Source organism: Pseudoalteromonas sp. 19-MNA-CIBAN-0066 (assembly GCF_040308705.1).
In the GTDB taxonomy this organism is placed as follows: Bacteria; Pseudomonadota; Gammaproteobacteria; order Enterobacterales; family Alteromonadaceae; genus Pseudoalteromonas; species Pseudoalteromonas nigrifaciens.
Map to the genome: position 1 here is coordinate 42,696 of NZ_JBEONZ010000017.1, position 16,446 is coordinate 59,141.

Below are 16,446 nucleotides of genomic sequence, written 5' to 3' on the forward strand. Positions count from 1 at the left end.
CTGTCCTTATTTGTACCTGAGTGTAAAGTCGTTTTCGATTGTAATTTTAGAAAGTGTTTTTGCGGTAATCGTTGCTAATGCTTGATCAAGTGCATGGGCAAGCTCACCGGTATTACCTTTGTATCTAAGGCTTGCAACTGTATAGTCACTGCGCTTATCGATAGCTACGTCGCTTACACCACCTAAAGTGCTTAATACAGCATGCAATTTTTCTGGTTGCGTTAATTTATTACTTGGCAACAGAACTTCTCTTACTAATCCGCCTCTTGCAACAACTTGAGTAAACGCAGTATTAAGCGTACTGTGCAGTGCTTTTGACTGCGATTCACTGGCTAAATGTACTGCCATTAAATCTTTTTCTACGTAAGGGTCATCAGGCAAAGACATAAATGAAGGATCGTTTTTCCAATTCCCATAAGTGTTGCCAGCTAAATCTCGCACATTAACACTTAAGCGAAGTTGACGATTATTACCACGTTTAATAACATCAGATTGTGCATAAATCACTAAACTCGCCGCACCACCTACTTCAATACCTTGCTCACTCAACCAAACTTTTAACTCTGTTTTTAATGGCTCAGGAGCGATTACTTGTACTCTAGGTGAGCCAATCATACTCAACAATTGCGATGCCTGCTGAATTAGCGGTGCTTTTTCTACTACCGCCATTATCGTAATTTCTACGCCACCATTTTTTAGCTGCTTACTTTGGAGCGTTTGCCACTCTTTAACCAACCCTTCGCTATGACTAGAAAGCTGCTGGCCAATCAACTCCTGCATATTGGTTGACTCATTACCGTCAACAATATTCATACTCATGCTTGACGATTGCGTGTGTTGCTGCGTAAGCCAAACCCCCACCACCTGAGATACAGCTCTTTGTAATGCATCTTGCTCAGCATTAATTAATGCTGTTTTACCTTCTTTTTTCCAGCCTTGACCTATTACTGTCACACTTATATCTTGGGTCGCTTGTTGCCAGCTTTGCTCTTGTATTTCACCTAATTCTTGTGGGTTAAGGCTTACCGTCATGCAAGTGTCGTTACCACTGAGTGTTGGCGCTGAGTAATTTAAAGGAACTGCACCTGCACTCAAGCCTTCGATCATAGTAGTGCGTTGCTGTTCATATAAACTGGCGGCATCATCAGTTAAATTTGTTGTTAAATGCTGCTGTGCGCTTTGCGTTGTCAGGCTTTTATTACCTTTAATAAAACTTATAAGCTCAGCACTGGCCTGCGCTTTTGCACCAGAAATAGCAGTGCCACCTCGTCCATACGCACATGCCTGGGTTTGTAATGTTCCATCCGCTAAAACATCCACTTGTGCTTGTACGCTTAAGGAGCATAACGCTAATAAGCAAAGCTTTTTGATCATGTACGGTTCTCCAAAAATCCAGCTGGTGTGCCTACCGAAACTGCAAATATTTTTGCACCTTTTGCTGGGCGATAAATACCATTTTTAGCTTTACCTTTAACGTCATCTGCAATATCAGAATCTTTCCAGCGGATAATTTCGCCTTGAGCACTGTTACTAGAAGGCATAACACTCGCAACGCCAATTGGCTCCACAAAACCCGCTTCATAACTAAAAACAATCATAGTTTCGTTAGGTAATACCCCGGCATTTTGGCCACGATCAAGGCTAATTTTATTTCCTTTAATACCTAACACTTGTGCTGTTGCAGGCATTTCACTGAGCATACGGGTAAGTAAAATATCAATACCGCGCGAGCCCATATCATTGATTACTGCATTTACATGGGCACTATCATCAAATCGAAAACCATCAACATAACGATTATTTACTCGGTGAAACTTCAATTCTGAGCGTTCGCGCACGTCTTCTGACTTAACGCGGATTTTTCCAAGATTAGGATGCGATAGTTTTTCCCGTGTTTGAGGGTTAATCACCCCAGTGGTAAGCTCTAGCGTGTAATTGGCCCAATCGCTGTAACCCCCTTCGGTTTTTAGTGTTCTGAGTGAATCTATTTTTACAATAAAATCTGGCATTAATGCCCTTACTTCAGCTCTTTTAGCGGCCGCATTTGTACCCTGTTGCTCTAAAAATATTTGCTGTTCTTTGGAAATTGTATCGTCATCGCGAGTAATAATTCTAAAGCGGCTAATACCGGCAAACTGGTTTTCGAGCATAAAGAGTAAATTTTCATTATCGAACTCACGCATTGCATCTACACCAATGCCACTGCCAGCTACTTGAGCTAAGTCAAAATACATACGTACTATGGGCTTTTTCAGTGGGCAGCTTTCGGCCTCATTATTAACATCAAAGGTGCAACGCTCTAGCCCTTGAGTATCAAAATAGGCAGGAATGGTAATATCGTGATCTTTAAAGTCGTAGGCACTTTTAGCAACAACCGCATTCGATGCACGATTACTTACTTTTTCTACTTGCGTACTGCTGCCAGGCTTTGTTTGACAACCAGCTAATAAGGCAAGTGTTAATGCTGACAGAGTTAATTTTTTTACTAATTTCATTATTATTCCTAAATATCAAACAGCCATTGGCTAGCAGGCGCTTTAAGTTGTTGCACTAAGTTTTGAATCACTTTTTGTTTGGCATTTTCACGCGTAGCGGCACTTTCTTGGGCATTTAAATCGTGTTGCAATAACACTTTAAAAGGGCTAGTGCTGCGTGTTAGTGCTAGTGATAAAATGGCTTTTGCAGAGTGTTTAGTTGTAGTTTGCGCGTATTGCCAACGTAATTGTGGACGAAGCCATAGTTGTGTGTCGCCGCTGTGAGGTAATGCGTCGTTTAAAGCAGATTTAATTTCGTGTGCGCTGATTGCACCAATCACATCGCACGCAACTGCATTAAGTGCAATTGACTGTTCGGTTAATAAATTATTCAGTGTTGATTTAATCAACAACTCAGAACCTGATAAATGCTCCAAAACTGCTAACTTTTTTATCGCTTGGTTTAGTAAACCACTATTTTGCAGTGCCCAAATAAAACGTTGCTCAGCATTTTTTTCTGGAGGGGTAATTCGCGATAGTACCGATAAATCAGATTTTAACGTTTTTACTATAACCGACTTTTTAACACCCATTTTTAAAGCAAATAAGTTGTTTTGTGCAACTGCATTTAACTGCTCAATCCCCGTTAATGTAAACGGTAAACTATTGAGTGTTGTTGCTTGCTCAAAATAGCTGGCTAATTTATTGTTTTGCTTGCTCAACAACTGTGTTTGCTGGGTGCTTACATCAACACTGAGTTGGGTTACAATCTCGGCTAAAGCCGCTTGCTTTGCAGCTAAGCGGCTCTCACCAATACCCACCGCAGTAATGTATTCATCACTTTGTTGCGATTGAACTACCCAAACAGGCCAGCTTTGCGCTGAGCTTGTACAAGCAAATGCCAATAAAAAGGCAAAAATGCTTGTTTTCATTAACCTTTCGCTTCTAGCTCTAGCTGTAGCTCATTAATTGATGAAATAGTCGCTTGCTCTAATTCAATAATTTCATTCGCTTCTAATGCTAACGAAAGCTGATCTTTTGCTTTTAACAATGCCACACCAATATCTTTTGGATTTTCTGCTTCATCTTCCTCACCAGCAAACATACCCATCATACTACTGCCAGCACTGAGCGCTAATGCCATCGCTACTTCATTTTTATATTGAGATAAAATATAAGCAGACTTTGCAATTTCAACGGTTAAGTCGGTAGCAAGTGCGACGTTTTGTTGATAAATACTTTCGTTTGCTTGGTTATAGGCGGCAATTTTATGACCAATTTTTTCATCTTTATTTTTTGCACCCGCATCAAATTCAGTTATAGCTGTTTGTAACTCTTCAGGTGTTGCATCTTTGTATGCATATAAAAAAGCTTGAACATCACGATGATTATCAGTAGACGTACGGTACTGACCCATTACTTTATATTGGCGCTCAAGCACCATAGCCGATGCATTTAGAAATTCATTGATGCCTGGCACAATGTCTACCGGGTGTTGGTAACCAAGTGTATCCATGCGTGTAGATAACTCAGCAACAACAGCGTTACGATCTAAGTCACCAGAAGTATCAGCTGTAGACACACAGCCAGCAAAAAGAGGAGCAAAAATAAGCGCAGAAAGGATAGTTTTTTTCATGTGGCAATTCCCTGTACATTTAAAAGGCAAGAAAGCATGTAGCTAAGCCGTTGACTTAATTCATTCTTCCTTGAATACTTTGTTAGAATTACCGAATTTGTTACAAATTGCAATACAGAAAATTAAGAAACTTTTATTGTTTGTAATTAAAATAGCAACAAATGCAACCACAGCAAGGCGTTCAGCTGAGGTTAATACTTTCAGCTCATTTTTACATAATCAATGTTTTTTACCCATTTTAGTAGCTAATAACAAAAGAAAACTACTTTTTTAATATTGTAATGCCGAGTAATTAATCTATTAAAGCACTACCCTAAAGCCAGCCATACACCAACGGCGACCATTAAACTGCCCGCAATGCGATTCATCCACTGGATGTTATTACCGCGCGTTAAAAATAATCGTAAGCTTTTTCCACCTGTTGCATAAGCCAACATACTTAAAAATTCGGTAACCATTATTACACTTAACAACACTAATAGTTGCGGGGCTACGTCATGTTCAATGCTTATAAATGGTGGTAGTAATGAGATCATAAACGCCCAGCCTTTTGGGTTGGCTATTGCAGTTACAAAGCCTTGCGTAAACAGCGACTCGCGACTTACAGCTGTGGCATTGCTGGTATTTACCGACATTTTTCCTTTAGAACGCCACATATTTATACCAATGTAAATTAAGTATGCACCGCCTACCCACTTTAAAATAGCAAACGCCTCTGGATAATTAAGCATAATACTCGCCACGCCTAGCACTGCAGCAACGGCAACACTAGCAACGCCGAGTAGCTCGCCAAGCATCATCCATAAAGTGCGCCGCACGCCAATACTCATGCCTAGCGTCATGGCTAACGTCATACACATACCTGGGGTGATCGAAACAAAAAAGAAGGTGGGAATAAATACCGCGAGTACAGTTATATCAATCATTTAAAACTCGTAATGGGTTAAAGACAAAGTTGTAATAGGTTCTAGGCGAAAGGGTAAAGGAAAAAGAGCTAAGGTGAAAGATAAATGATATGTAATATGACCATTTGTACTCGCTCACATTGAGCCAGTTTTGGTAAGGTTACCTCCCCCTTAAACAAAGTATCAGCCCAAAATAAATTTTACCTATTAGTAAAACATCTCCCCACTTGAAAGCCCTGAACAGCAAGGCTTTCGCGTTATTTATCCTTTATTATGAAAAACAAAAAGCGTCTGAATTTGGAAATTTTATACACTCATATATGGCAAAAGTCTGAGATGATAAAGTGCAAAAATACATTTTGTTGCTCTAAAGTGCGGCGTACATACGCTCACTTTGCATTGGGAAGGTGCTGTGAGATTTAGAGTGGATCTTCTTGCTCTCAAGCATAAACACGTACTTTACTACTGCCTCGGTGTTTGCTCTGCCACTTGCTCAGTTATTACCTTTACCGGCTCGGCAGAGTCATTAAGTAAGTACTTATCTAACCACTGCTCTTGCTTCCACAATACATGCAGTAAGCTTTTACGGGCTCGATAGCCATTTGCTTCTGGGGTAGCATAACTAAACGCGCTTCTTTACCTAAGCCTTTTAACGCGGCGTACATACGCTCACTTTGCATTGGGAAGGTGCCGTGAGATTTAGAGTGGATCTTCTTGCTCTCACAGCATAAACACGTACTTTACTACTGGCTCGGTGTTGGCTCTGCCACTTGCTCAGTTATTACCTTTACCGGCTCGGCAGAGTCATTAAGTAAGTACTTATCTAACCACTGTTCTTGCTCCCACAATACATGCAGTAAACTTTTACGAGCTCGATAGCCATGTGCTTCATGAGGTAGCATAACTAAACGCGCTTCTTTACCTAAGCCTTTTAACGCGGCGTACATACGCTCACTTTGCATTGGAAAAGTTCCAGAATTCGGATCTTCTTGCCCGTGAATCATCAACATTGGCTCGTTAATTTTTTCGGCATGAAAAAAGGGCGACATGTTTGCGTACACATCTTGGGCTTGCCAAAAGTCGCGCTCTTCGCCTTGAAAGCCAAACGGCGTTAAGGTGCGATTATACGCGCCACTGCGGGCAATACCGGTTTTAAACAAGTCACTATGCGCTAATAAGTTAGCCACCATAAATGCACCATATGAATGCCCTGCTATGGCAATATTGTTTTTATCAGCAATTCCTTTTTTAACCAATACATCTACGGCAGCTTGTGCGCTGGCCACTAGTTGCTTTCTAAAGTTATCATTTGGTTCACTGCCCTCAATACCTACAATAGGCATTTTAGGATCGTCAAACACCGCAATACCTTTAGCTAAGTAAGGCATCGGGCCCCAGTAACCAATAGAGGTAAACTCATAAGGCGATTCACGCACTTGAGAAGCGACTGCTTTGTCTTTATATTCAAGCGGGTATGCCCACATTAATACAGGTAATGGACCTTGAGATTTATCATAACCTGGTGGTAAATAAAGTGTGCCTGAAAGCTCAACACCGTCATCTCGGGTATAACGTAATTGCTCTTTTGTTACGCCTTTAAATGCAGGGTAAGGGTGCTCAAAATTAGTAATTTGAGTTAAATTTTGTTTATTTAAATCACGAATAAAAAAGTTAGGTTGCTCTGTTTTAGACTCTCTAATAGTAATAAAACGCTTTCCTTCGTCATCAAGTAACGCACGAACACGCTCATAATAAGGTGCCGCTGATTGCCACAAACGTTTGCTGCTATTAGTTTTTACATCGTATTGGTCTAAAAACGGCACATTACCTTGCTCTGATGCGCCATTACCGCGTAAAAATAGATAGCGTCCGCCAACCACTTTTATTACCTTGCTGCCTAAATCATTGCGCTCATATAGTGCTCTACCAGGGTCTTTGTAGGCATCGTTGTAACTACGCTCTGAAAATAATATGCGGTTTTTATCAGCATCACGTGGGGCAATAATATAAGTACGCACTTGGCGGTCACTAAAGCGCCAATCGCTGAGCATAGCAATATTATCGTTACCCCATTCTATACCCGAATAACGACGCTCTACTTTAGCAAACAGTTTAGGCTCGCGCTTAAACGGTGCACGTAAGCTGTAAATAAAGTCGTGATATTCAACATCGGTTTTCATATCACCACCATCTTGCGCTTCAGCCCAAATAACCTCTGCACCTTGATCGGCTCGCCACTCAAAGTCACGTCTGCCAGTACGTACACTGTCGTAGCCTTGTGGAATATTATCGGCTAATGGTTGTTTTGCCAGCTCAACTAATGAAAAACCACGCATTCCCCATATTTGCCATGTTGTAGCAAAGCGGTTGTATGGAACTTGATACGAAAATGGCTCGTTTATGCTTGCCACTAATATATTGGTTGAGTCGGGTGATACTGAAAATGACTTAAGCAACGCAGGGCGGCCAATCGGTTGCGCATGTCCATCAAGCGTTATATAGGCGAGTTGCCCTTGGCCATAAAACTTAAACTGCGCCTCATCAAACGGACCGGTTAATAAGTTTTGATAAGTACGTGCAGGGGCTTTTTCGCCGCTACTTTGCTGAATAACAGGCACAGTACTTTGACTATCATTTTGTAACCTGGTTTTTCCTAAATTAACGGCTAAATTTGCAACCAAGGCACTGCTATCGGGTAGCCATTCATAGGGGGATGCAGTAAGGACAGAGTTTAGCGCAATTGAGTTTAGCTCATTAGCTTGTTTTGTTTTTACATTGTATAACCATAAACGCGCATCATTTTTTTGCTCAACCACAAAGGCTAAGTACTCACTATTTGATGACCACTTTGGCGCGCGAATAATACCTTGTGGCAAGTTATTAATATTAATAACCGTACCACTTTGTACGTGTTTAATTTGCACCGCACTGTATTTTGCACTTACGCGTGAGCGTGAAAAGTTTGCCGGGTTGAGTTTAATACCCGCCAGTTTAAGCTCCTCTTTTGCCAACTCATCTAACGAAACTACACGTTTGCGCTCAAACAATGCCAGCCATTGGCCATCGTCTGACAAACTACTGGTGGGCGATAACTTAGCATCTACTAATGCAGCAAGTTCAGCCGATGGCGTTTGATATCCTTGCTCTGCATAGCTCATTGGCAGTAATGCAATACAGCCAATAAAGGCAACTAACAGCCTAAAAGCGTTCATGTTTTGTCCTTTAGTAATTATTTAGTTTAATAAAGCTATCTAAACATGTTTTGCCGCATTCATAAAGCATTAAGGTTATACAAAATAGCGTAAATGATTTATCGCCACCCTAACTTAAGCTACACTACAGCGCTATTTATAAAGTGCTGTACACCTAAAAAACAATGCTGATGAATAAAGTAAATGCTGTCATATTTTTTAATATTACCCATTAATAAAAAATGACTTTATAAGCATTGAACTTGTGTAGAACTAGTGCGCTAAATTTACTGTGCTACTACCGTTAATATTGTAATAACCATCACAAAAATAAGCTTACCTGTTTCTATATGGGTAAATTTAAACTTACTAATAAGAGATCCTAGCCAATGAAAAAAGTGCTGGTAATTGGCTACGTATGGCCAGAGCCCAACTCATCTGCTGCAGGCACGCACATGATGTCGTTATTAAATGCCTTTAGAGCCCAAAACTGGCAAGTAGAGTTTGCAACGCCGGCACTGCGCACCGAGCACATGGTCAACCTTGACGACTTTGGTATTAGTAGCCAGAGCATTGCGCTTAACTGCGAAAGTTTTGACGATTACGTTAAAGCATATGCTCCCGATATCGTTATGTTTGATCGTTTTATGATGGAAGAGCAGTTTGGTTGGCGCGTTGATAAGCATTGCCCGAATGCGCTGAAAATTTTAGATACCGAAGATCTACAATGTTTGCGTAATGCCCGCCACGAAGCCCACAAAGGCGAGCGAGAATTTACCACTAACGACTTGCATTCAGACATAGCAAAACGCGAAATTGCAGCCATCTTACGTTGCGATTTAAGCCTTATTATTTCTAGCTATGAAATGAGTTTACTTAATGATGTCTTTAAAATAGAGCCTAGCTTATTACACCATTTACCTTTTATGGTCGATTTAAACACATTGCCCACCAGCACTAAAACCTTTGAGCAGCGCCAACACTTTATGACCATAGGTAACTTTAGGCACGCGCCAAACTGGGATGCAGTGCTTTATTTACAACAAATTTGGCCTCTTATTCGCAAGCAACTGCCTAAAGCTGAGCTGCATATTTATGGATCGTACCCGCCGCCAAAAGCAACTGCACTTAACAACCCTAAATCGGGGTTTTTAATTAAAGGCTGGGCCGATAATGCGTTTGAGGTAATGCAAAGCGCACGAGTATGTTTAGCACCACTGCGTTTTGGCGCAGGTATTAAAGGTAAATTACTTGAAGCCATGATTATGCAAACCCCAAGTGTTACCACTAATATTGGCAGTGAAGGTATGCATAATGAGTTACCTTGGCCTGGAAAAATAGCAAACACCGCCGAAGATTTTGCAAATGCAGCCGTTGAAATGTACAACAATCAAAGTGAATTTGAACAAGCACAACAAGATGGCAATACACTACTTAATACGCTGTATGACAAAGCCCAATTAAGCGCTGCGTTAATTCAAAAAGTCGATTCAATAAGTAGCGATTTAAATGCCCATCGCGAAAAAAACTTTACAGGCCAAATGCTCAAACATCATACAATGCGCAGCACACAATACATGTCGCAATGGATAGCTGAAAAAAATAAAAAATTAGATTAAAAATGACTAGACACACACCAATTAGTGTTTAAAATCGCGCCCATTAAACGTGGGCAAATTTCGCAATTTTGTCTATATTTTTAGCTTAGTTATTTAACCGTTGGCTTAAAAGCATTTGAAAAACGCAACCTTTACAGAAAAACGCAAATTTATCGTTAAATTAGGTAAAATGCTGCACAAATATGGTACGCCCGCATACCGCTTAGAAGCGCATTTAATGGAAGTTGCGACCTACTTAGACCTTAAATCGTCGTTTGTTATGTCGCCTACCTCCGTTACCTTTGTTATTTGGACCGACGGCCACGAAGACGAGTATACCCATGTTGCACGGGTAGATCCTGGCGATCACGACCTAGGCTCACTTGCCGACACCGACGACTTAGTTAATCAAATGCTTGATGGCAAGTTAACCTTGCACGAAGTGGACGAACAGCTAGACATTATTTTTGTTGCTCCTAACTCTTACAATAAACTCACTACGGGCATTGCGTTTGCCACATCTGGTGGTGCGTTTGCTATGTTAATGGGCACCAGTTGGTTTGATGTAGCTTGGTCTGCGTTACTCTCATCTCTTGTATACTTGTTTGTGCTGTGGTCGGGGCGCTCAAAACGTGTCGCCCACATGCTTGAGCCTTTGGTAGCAATTGTATCGTCAATCGTTGCTTGTGCTATTAGTGTTTATTTTGCCCCAGAGATCAATATACGTTTAGTGGTACTGTCGTCCATCATTGTATTTATTCCGGGTTTAGCATTAGCCCTAGGATTAGCAGAACTTGCAGCAAGGCACTTAGTGTCGGGTACAGCACGGGTGATGGACTCATTCATGTTGCTGTTTAAACTCTACTTTGGTGGTTTTATTGGCATAGGTATTGGTTTTGCATTATTTGGACAGGCCGACTTTGTGCAACCTGCGCCACTGCCAGCGTGGACGCCTTGGCTTGCTATATTTTTGCTGTGTAGCAGCCTAATAGTCATATTTAGAACCAAGCTTAAACATGCCGTGTGGTCTATTGCGTCTGGTTTTATTGCTTATGGCACCAGTATTGGCTCTGCTATGTATCTCGATTACACCTTAGGGACCTTTGTTGGCGCATTAGCCGTTGGCATATTTAGTAACTTATTTAATCGCGTGGCCAACGCCCCCGCTTCTATTGTTGCTATGCAAGGCTTAATTGTATTAGTGCCGGGTAGCAAAACCTATATTGGCTTAAACTCGCTTATTGAAGGTCAAGACTTTGTTTATGCAGAACATATAGGCCAGCAAACGTTTTTAATTTTTATGTCGCTAGTAGCTGGGTTAATTTTTGCCAACGTAGCACTGCCACCTAAAAAGAGTTTGTAACGCGCTTTTCTCACCTATCCATTAATTAAAATATACGCCAACATTTGTGATAAAAGTTGGCGTCATTACTTTTATCACCGCTTTATCCATTAACCTTTATAAACAGTGTGTTAATCGCATTTTTTAGCCTATTACATCAGCCTTGCTATACTGCCAAGTTAACGTGTATATAAAGGAAAGTTTAATGTTAAAACTTAGCTTAGTGCTTGCAATGGGATTATCTAGCTCATTGGTAAGTGCTTCAACAGTATTAACGGTTGAAGATATCCCAAAAATTCAATCAGTTATTCAAACCAGTATTAGTCCAGATGGCGATAATGTCGCTTTTACTCGTTCGGTGCCGCGTGAGCTGTACGTTGATGAAAATGGCACTAACTACCGTGAGCTGTATGTGGTTAACGACAAAGGTGTAGAGCGCCCTTTTATTACCGGTTCGGTTAGTATTAGCAGCATTCAATGGTCTAACAACAGTAAAACCATCTACTTTTTAGCAAAATTAAAAGATGACAAATTTACCGCGCTTTATCAAATTCCGGTTGATGGCGGCCAAGCACATAAAGTACTGTCATTAAAAGATACCTCTATTTCAAGCTACGCACTAAGCCCTGACAATAAACACCTCGCTATTTTGGCAATGCCAGCAGCTGATAAATCTGATAAAGAGCTTAAAAAATTAGGCTTTATGGCAGAGGTATACGAACAAGGTTTAAAAAACAAACAGCTGTTTATTGCTGATTTAAAACAAACCGATAAGCCACTTTCACCTGCCGCGCTCAATGTAGCTAACTATGTTAGTGATGTTAACTGGGCTGCCGATGGCAAAAAGCTACTGGTTAAAACTCAGCCTACTGCGTTAATTGATGATAAGTACACAAAATCACAATGGCACTTGTTTGATATAGCAAGTAATCAAGTAACTATGTCGTTTGCCACAGAGGGTAAACTTGGTACAGCAGAGCTTTCTCATGATGGTCGTTATATCGCAATTTTAGGCGCACAAGATAAACACGATCCTGCTACTGGTCGCTTATTTTTAGCCGATACAAAAAGCGGTAAAGTAGATGAGTGGTTACCCAACTTTAGCGGCCACGTAGCCGATATTGAATGGCAGAATAAACGCAATACCTTAAACTTTATTGCCAATGTAGGCACCCAAAGCTTTGTCGGCAGCATTAAAACCTGCAGCAATAAATACAAAAAAATAGTTAAAGAAGGTCAATTTATTGCCTCAAGCCTAAGTATCTCTGCTTCAGATAAAACCTTAGCGCTGCGCGCCAATACCGCAAAACATCCTAACGAAGTGTTTATTGTTCGTAGCAAAAAAGCAGAGCGTTTAACCGATTCAAACACGTGGCTAAACGACAAGCGCTTTGCCAAGCAACAAACAATTAATTTAAAAGCCCGTGACGGCGTAGAAATTGATGGTGTACTTGTGTATCCGCTTGATTATAAAAAAGGGACACGTTACCCATTAATCATGTCGGTACATGGCGGCCCTGAAAGCCATGACAAAGACGGTTGGTTAACTAACTACTCACGTCCTGGTCAAATGGGAGCAGCTCGTGGTTACGCTGTATTTTATCCAAATTATCGTGGCTCAACGGGTAAAGGGGTTGATTACTCTAAACTTGGCCAAAATGACTACGCAGGCAAAGAGTTTGATGACTTAGTAGATTTTAAAAACCACCTTGTTGATATGGGTTTAGTAGACACTAAACGTGTTGGTATTACTGGTGGCTCATACGGCGGTTATGCTTCTGCGTGGGGCGCAACAAAATTAACTGAGCACTTTGCTGCCAGCGTAATGTTTGTTGGCGTATCTAATCAATTATCTAAGTTTGGTACTACCGATATATCTAACGAAATGAACCTAGTACATGCTCGTTCATACCCTTGGGATAAATGGCAATGGTACTTAGAGCGCAGCCCTATTTATTGGGCTGGACAATCTAAAACACCATTATTAATTATGCACGGTAAAGACGATCCTCGTGTACACCCAGCGCAATCAATGGAGCTATACCGCTACATGAAAGTGCAAGGTAAAGACGTGCGTTTAGTTTACTACCCTGGCGAGGGCCACGGTAACCGTAAAGTAGCAGCTCAGTACGACTACAGCTTACGTTTAATGCGTTGGATGGATAACTACCTGATCGATGGCAATAAAGACATGCCCGCGTTTGAAATTGACCACGCAGCTAAACTTAAAGCAATAAAAGACGCAAATAAATAGCTAGCTAAATACGGTTATGAATAAGTAAGTTATTTTATTACAGGGCTAGTAGCAATATTAGCCCTTTTTGTTGTTAGCTTTATACAGTGCATAGTAATTTTTACACACCTCTCAAATAATCTCTTTGTAATAAAAACAAAACCCCTTGTATTACAGTGTATTAAAAATGGCCTTATATTTGCTTCATATTATTTAAACAATGAGTAAAGTAGGAAATAAAATGAATATTTTTGAAGCACTACGCGCCGATCATGACATACAGCGTAAGTTAGTAGATGCGCTTATTCAAACTCATGGTGATACAGATGAGCGTCAAAAGTTAATGCTTGAACTAAAAACACAGCTAAAACAACATGCAAAGTTTGAAGAGCGTTATTTTTATAACCCACTGATGTTTGAAGATCTAACCCATGAAAAAGCCCGCCATAGTGTGGCAGAACATCATGATATTGATGAATTAATTGAACAACTTGAAGAAACCGATAGGAGTTCACCAGCGTGGTTGGTTGCTGCTAAAAAACTCCATCATTTAGTGCATCATCACTTAGATGAGGAAGAGCACGAAGTATTTCAACTAGCCGGCAAAGCACTAACCGAAGGGCAAAAAGAAAGCTTAGCTGAGCACTACAACGATGCAATGCACTAACTGCATGCAGTAACTACTTTATACGCTATAACTTTAACTTTGATACACTCCCTTGTGTACTATTTGGTTATAAGCCAAGCGGCTTATAACCAATTTTTTATGTATTACTTTATAGTAAATTTTACGTCTTGGTCGCGCAGTAAATACAACGCAAAACACGCAGCCGACATTGGCCATGCAGTAAAGAATACTAAGTTGTTAAAGCCATCTATGTACTGGTTGTACGATGAAAGTGTAGACAAGCCATGCATTACAAAAATGATTCCGTAAGTAAGTCGCTTTTTAATACCCGCCAAAAATGCTAAGACTAAAACTAATTGCAGCGCACCTAACACATACGCCACTATATCTGTTGACCCACTAATGCCATAAAACTTTTCAAAAATACCGGCGCTATGTGCCGGATTCACAAATTTATCCAGCGTCCACATTATCATTACAATAAAATTTAGCTGGTGTGAAACACCCTTTTTTAACACGGAAAAAAGAACACATATAATGAAAAGTGTGCAAAAACACGATTGATGCTTACCTTCAATGAGTATGGGTTACAACTTTTATGTAATTTCATGGTGCGCACTATCCTAGTGCTAGGAGCGTTTACGCGGTTGAGTCGTTTTAAATTCATTAAACCAATATACAAAAAAGCGCTGCAAATATGCAGCGCTGTCATTACTTAACGGTTGTTTATTTAAACTTTGTACTTAAAATTAAAAGAAGCCGAGCGGATCTTCGCTGTAGCTTACTAATAGGTTTTTAGTTTGTTGGTAGTGACCCAGTGCGAGTTTGTGGTTTTCGCGACCAATACCTGATTTTTTATAGCCGCCAAACGCGGCATGAGCCGGATACATGTGGTAGCAGTTAGTCCATACTCGGCCTGCCTCAATTTTACGCCCCATACGATACGCTTGGTTCATGTTGCGGCTCCATACACCGGCGCCTAAACCAAATTCAGAGCTATTGGCAAGTGCCAACGCTTCGGCTTCGTCTTTAAAGGTCGACATTGAAATAACCGGGCCAAAAATCTCTTCTTGGAATACCCGCATGTCGTTGGTGCCTTTTAATAGCGTAGGCTGAATGTAATATCCGCCGTTAAGATCATCGCTTAACTGCTCTACGTTGCCACCAGTAAGTACTTCGGCGCCTTCTTTTTTACCTATTTCGATGTAGCTTAATATTTTATCAAATTGCGCTTTAGACGCCTGCGCACCTACCATGGTTTCGGTATCTAGCGGGTTACCACGTTTAATTTGTGCAGTGCGCTGTAAAATGCGTTCAATAAATTGCTCGTAAATATCTTCTTGAATAAATAGTCGCGATGGGCAAGTACATACTTCACCTTGGTTAAAGTAGGCCAGTATTGCGCCCTCTATTGCTTTAGATAAAAAAGCGTCGTCTTTGTCCATTACATCGCTAAAGAAAATATTGGGTGACTTACCACCTAGCTCTACCGTTGATGGAATTATGTTTTCGGCGGCGCATTTTAAAATATGTGAACCCACTGGGGTAGACCCCGTAAAGGCGATTTTAGCAATACGGGTGTTGGTAGCCAGGGCTTCACCTGCTTCTTTACCAAAGCCATTAACTACGTTGAGTACGCCCGCTGGCAGTAAGTCGCCAATCACTTCCATCAGCACTAAAATAGAGGCAGGGGTTTGCTCTGCTGGTTTTAGTATTACACAGTTACCCGCAGCTAAGGCTGGGGCTAGCTTCCACGCTGCCATTAGTATTGGGAAGTTCCACGGAATTATTTGCCCAACTACACCTAACGGTTCATTAAAATGATAGGCAACGGTAGTTTCATCAATTTCACTAATACCGCCCTCTTGTGAGCGCAGGCAACCTGCAAAATAACGAAAGTGATCGGCGGCTAGTGGAATATCGGCCGCGAGTGTTTCGCGAATTGCTTTGCCGTTATCCCACGTTTCGGCAACTGCAAGTAACTCTAAATTTTGTTCAATACGGTCGGCTATTTTTAGTAATACGTTACTACGATCGGTAACCGATGTAGTACCCCACTGCGCTTTTACTGCGTGGGCTTTGTCGAGCGCAAGTTCAATATCGTCTTTGTCGGAGCGCGCTACTTTACAAAATACTTTACCGTTTACAGGGCTAATATTTTCAAAGTACTGGCCGTTTACTGGCTTTACCCATTCTCCTCCAATGTAGTTTTCGTATTGCGCTTTAAAGGTAATTAGTGCATCTTTTTCGCCTGGATTTGCATAAATCATAGTGATACTCTCTTGTTGTTATTAGCTAAAAGTCGAGCTATTAAATAAGTCTTTTTGCTTTATATTTAATCAAGTGCTGTTTTATAATTAATCAGCATTGATTGACATTAAACTATCAAACACTTAAAAGCATGTATTGCTGTCCACAAAAGTTGTCTATGAGTCCAGA

The 16,446-nt window shown here is 40.8% G+C and carries 11 protein-coding genes and 2 pseudogenes; 4 read left to right on the forward strand and 9 right to left on the reverse strand.

From position 1 onward, the window contains the following. Window positions 1-6: 6 nt before the first annotated feature. From AAEZ18_RS11175 to AAEZ18_RS11200, 7 genes and pseudogenes are all read right to left on the reverse strand, one after another. Window positions 7-1,374 carry a hypothetical protein gene (locus tag AAEZ18_RS11175; protein WP_193038772.1) on the reverse strand — a complete coding sequence of 456 codons (1,368 nt, stop codon included), beginning with the start codon at window positions 1,372-1,374 and terminating at the stop codon, window positions 7-9. Further along, entirely contained in the window at window positions 1,371-2,495 is a 1,125-nt protein-coding gene (locus tag AAEZ18_RS11180; protein ID WP_193038773.1) for a hypothetical protein, read from the reverse strand. The genes AAEZ18_RS11175 and AAEZ18_RS11180 overlap by 4 nt, the downstream gene beginning before the upstream one ends. An 8-nt stretch (window positions 2,496-2,503) precedes the next feature. After that, the gene (locus tag AAEZ18_RS11185; RefSeq protein WP_086994620.1) at window positions 2,504-3,406 is read right to left on the reverse strand and encodes an LPP20 family lipoprotein; all 903 of its coding nucleotides are present in this window, start codon (window positions 3,404-3,406) and stop codon (window positions 2,504-2,506) included. Next, a complete protein-coding gene (locus AAEZ18_RS11190; protein WP_208835065.1) occupies window positions 3,406-4,110 on the reverse strand; it encodes a hypothetical protein in 705 nt (234 codons plus the stop codon). The genes AAEZ18_RS11185 and AAEZ18_RS11190 overlap by 1 nt, the downstream gene beginning before the upstream one ends. A gap of 308 nt (window positions 4,111-4,418) precedes the next feature. After that, on the reverse strand, window positions 4,419-5,036 hold the full coding sequence (locus AAEZ18_RS11195) for a LysE family translocator (RefSeq protein WP_086994626.1): 618 nt from the start codon (window positions 5,034-5,036) through the stop codon (window positions 4,419-4,421). Between the two features lie 441 nt (window positions 5,037-5,477). Then, a pseudogene (locus AAEZ18_RS19930) lies at window positions 5,478-5,707 on the reverse strand (alpha/beta hydrolase family protein); the annotation flags it as partial. A 51-nt stretch (window positions 5,708-5,758) separates the two neighbouring features. After that, window positions 5,759-8,227 (reverse strand): alpha/beta hydrolase family protein, encoded by a 2,469-nt coding sequence (locus AAEZ18_RS11200; protein WP_350594753.1) that lies wholly within the window; start codon window positions 8,225-8,227, stop codon window positions 5,759-5,761. A 368-nt stretch (window positions 8,228-8,595) separates the two neighbouring features. Here AAEZ18_RS11200 and AAEZ18_RS11205 point away from each other — a divergent pair, with 368 nt between their 5' ends. The 4 genes from AAEZ18_RS11205 to AAEZ18_RS11220 all read left to right on the forward strand — a co-directional run bounded on the left by AAEZ18_RS11205 (window position 8,596) and on the right by AAEZ18_RS11220 (window position 14,046). Continuing rightward, window positions 8,596-9,825, forward strand: a complete 1,230-nt coding sequence (locus AAEZ18_RS11205) for a glycosyltransferase (protein ID WP_086994632.1) — start codon at window positions 8,596-8,598, stop codon at window positions 9,823-9,825. 115 nt (window positions 9,826-9,940) lie between these two features. Further along, window positions 9,941-11,167, forward strand: a complete 1,227-nt coding sequence (locus AAEZ18_RS11210) for a threonine/serine exporter family protein (protein WP_041454906.1) — start codon at window positions 9,941-9,943, stop codon at window positions 11,165-11,167. Between the two features lie 184 nt (window positions 11,168-11,351). Continuing rightward, window positions 11,352-13,400 carry a S9 family peptidase gene (locus tag AAEZ18_RS11215; RefSeq protein WP_350594754.1) on the forward strand — a complete coding sequence of 683 codons (2,049 nt, stop codon included), beginning with the start codon at window positions 11,352-11,354 and terminating at the stop codon, window positions 13,398-13,400. A 220-nt stretch (window positions 13,401-13,620) separates the two neighbouring features. After that, window positions 13,621-14,046 carry a hemerythrin domain-containing protein gene (locus tag AAEZ18_RS11220; protein ID WP_011329866.1) on the forward strand — a complete coding sequence of 142 codons (426 nt, stop codon included), beginning with the start codon at window positions 13,621-13,623 and terminating at the stop codon, window positions 14,044-14,046. A gap of 104 nt (window positions 14,047-14,150) precedes the next feature. Here the strand turns inward: AAEZ18_RS11220 and AAEZ18_RS11225 are convergent. Both AAEZ18_RS11225 and exaC read right to left on the reverse strand, forming a co-directional pair. Continuing rightward, window positions 14,151-14,492: pseudogene (locus tag AAEZ18_RS11225) on the reverse strand (hypothetical protein); the annotation flags it as partial. A 264-nt stretch (window positions 14,493-14,756) separates the two neighbouring features. Continuing rightward, on the reverse strand, window positions 14,757-16,277 hold the full coding sequence (gene exaC / locus AAEZ18_RS11230) for an acetaldehyde dehydrogenase ExaC (protein ID WP_011329851.1): 1,521 nt from the start codon (window positions 16,275-16,277) through the stop codon (window positions 14,757-14,759). Window positions 16,278-16,446 lie beyond the last annotated feature (169 nt).

What these genes read in the sequence shown, in the direction of transcription:
- AAEZ18_RS11175 (WP_193038772.1), bottom strand. Translation starts at nt 1,374, where the DNA reads ATGATCAAAAAGCTTTGCTTATTAGCGTTATGCTCCTTAAGCGTACAA.
- AAEZ18_RS11180 (WP_193038773.1), bottom strand. Translation starts at nt 2,495, where the DNA reads ATGAAATTAGTAAAAAAATTAACTCTGTCAGCATTAACACTTGCCTTA.
- AAEZ18_RS11185 (WP_086994620.1), bottom strand. Translation starts at nt 3,406, where the DNA reads ATGAAAACAAGCATTTTTGCCTTTTTATTGGCATTTGCTTGTACAAGC.
- AAEZ18_RS11190 (WP_208835065.1), bottom strand. Translation starts at nt 4,110, where the DNA reads ATGAAAAAAACTATCCTTTCTGCGCTTATTTTTGCTCCTCTTTTTGCT.
- AAEZ18_RS11195 (WP_086994626.1), bottom strand. Translation starts at nt 5,036, where the DNA reads ATGATTGATATAACTGTACTCGCGGTATTTATTCCCACCTTCTTTTTT.
- AAEZ18_RS11200 (WP_350594753.1), bottom strand. Translation starts at nt 8,227, where the DNA reads ATGAACGCTTTTAGGCTGTTAGTTGCCTTTATTGGCTGTATTGCATTA.
- AAEZ18_RS11205 (WP_086994632.1), top strand. Translation starts at nt 8,596, where the DNA reads ATGAAAAAAGTGCTGGTAATTGGCTACGTATGGCCAGAGCCCAACTCA.
- AAEZ18_RS11215 (WP_350594754.1), top strand. Translation starts at nt 11,352, where the DNA reads ATGTTAAAACTTAGCTTAGTGCTTGCAATGGGATTATCTAGCTCATTG.
- AAEZ18_RS11220 (WP_011329866.1), top strand. Translation starts at nt 13,621, where the DNA reads ATGAATATTTTTGAAGCACTACGCGCCGATCATGACATACAGCGTAAG.
- exaC (WP_011329851.1), bottom strand. Translation starts at nt 16,277, where the DNA reads ATGATTTATGCAAATCCAGGCGAAAAAGATGCACTAATTACCTTTAAA.